1 protein-coding gene and 1 pseudogene are annotated in these 1,578 nt (G+C 42.1%); both read right to left on the reverse strand.

Annotated elements, in window-relative coordinates; genetic code table 11:
• Nucleotides 1–96 precede the first annotated feature (96 nt).
• Nucleotides 97–1,356, reverse strand: coding sequence for an ABC transporter permease (locus tag ACH2DQ_RS22660; protein WP_394915878.1), 1,260 nt, complete (start codon nucleotides 1,354–1,356; stop codon nucleotides 97–99).
• Between the two features lie 11 nt (nucleotides 1,357–1,367).
• Nucleotides 1,368–1,578 (reverse strand): annotated as a pseudogene (locus ACH2DQ_RS22665) (hypothetical protein); the annotation flags it as partial.

Here is a 1,578-nt window from a genome sequence, read left to right on the forward strand (position 1 = left end):
TAAAACAAAAAATCCCTCCAAAGCAGCAATGCCATTCACATATGCATGAGCTGCTTTGGGGAGATCCGAATTCTCTTTACTTCTCTTTATAAAAACTTATTCATGACGCAGTGCATCAATTGGATTCAGCTTCGCTGCCTTAACAGAGGGAAGCAAACCAAAGATAATTCCGATCAGCATTGAGAAAATAACAGAACCGATAATTGCCGGAACACTGATTGCCACCGGAATCTGCGATATCTTAGATATCGCCTGGGCGAGGATAATGCCCGCTATAACGCCGATGATACCTCCAAGGCTGGTCAACACCGCCGCCTCGGTAAGGAACTGTCCTAAGATGCTCTTTTTCTTAGCACCAATCGCTTTCTTCAGACCGATTTCACTGGTTCGTTCCGTAACCGATACTAACATAATATTCATTACACCGATACCGCCTACCAGAAGGGATATACTTGCAATCCACAGCAGCTGATTGTTTGTAGCTGCGCTCAGTTCTTCTTTTTCCTTCGCAATCTGCAATACATCGGAAGCTTTATATTTTATATTATCAGTATTTGTAACAGAGGCATTTACAATGTCTGCACACTTCTTGCCGATTGTACTCATATCATCCGTACTCTCCGCTTTCATAACTATATTCTGAGGCTCATCATACTGATATGGGATACACCAGGCTGAAGAGGTCAGGTAAACAATACCGCTTGCTTCATTCCCCTTATAGTTTGCATAATCTTCCATAGAATTAATAACCGGCTCAAACTGATCACTTTTTACCACCACACCGATTACGGTAAATGGCTCTCCTTTTATTTCTATGGTTTTTCCAAGGGGATCTTCATCCTGGAACAGACTGGTAGCTGCCGACTCATCCAGGATTGCAACTTTACGAAAATCTTTGTAATCTTCTTGTAGAAATGGACGCCCGGTCTTCATTATGTAGCCGCAGGTGGCAAAGTAATCCAGATCTACTCCGTAGACTCCTCCGCCGTCCAGGCTGGTATTCTGATGGTAGATTCCATCAGCATACGCTCTTCTTGTATATAATGATACTTTCTCGACGCCGTTTATATCACTGATCTCTTTTTTTGTCTCTTCTGAGATTACGGGCACTCCCTTAGGCAGGGAGTCGTAATCGGACAGGGAATAATCATCCCAGTCACCCTGGCTCAGGCTTACTGTTACCGTATTGTTACCTCCGCCGATCAGGTTCTTTTTAATCTGCTCATTGGTTCCCTGGATTGTGGAAACAATGGAAATAATAGATGCGATACCAATGATGATACCCAGCATGGTTAAAAATGACCTCATCTTATGTGACCAGATGCCCTGAAAGGACAATCGTATATTCTCTAACACTGTTCCACCTCCTAGTACATCATTTCACTGGTGTCATCAGCATCTTTTACTTTTGCACCGTTCTTAACATTTTTACCATATGGGAATGCGATTTTATCTTCGTTGGTTAAACCTTCTTTAATTTCAATGTACTGTGAAAATAATGTTTTTCCGGTCTTAACAAACTGCTGTTTTAACCGTTTATTTTCGTCTACCTTGTAGACATAGCTCTGTCCGTTTTCA

The sequence above is a fragment of the Robinsoniella sp. genome (genome assembly GCF_034124845.1).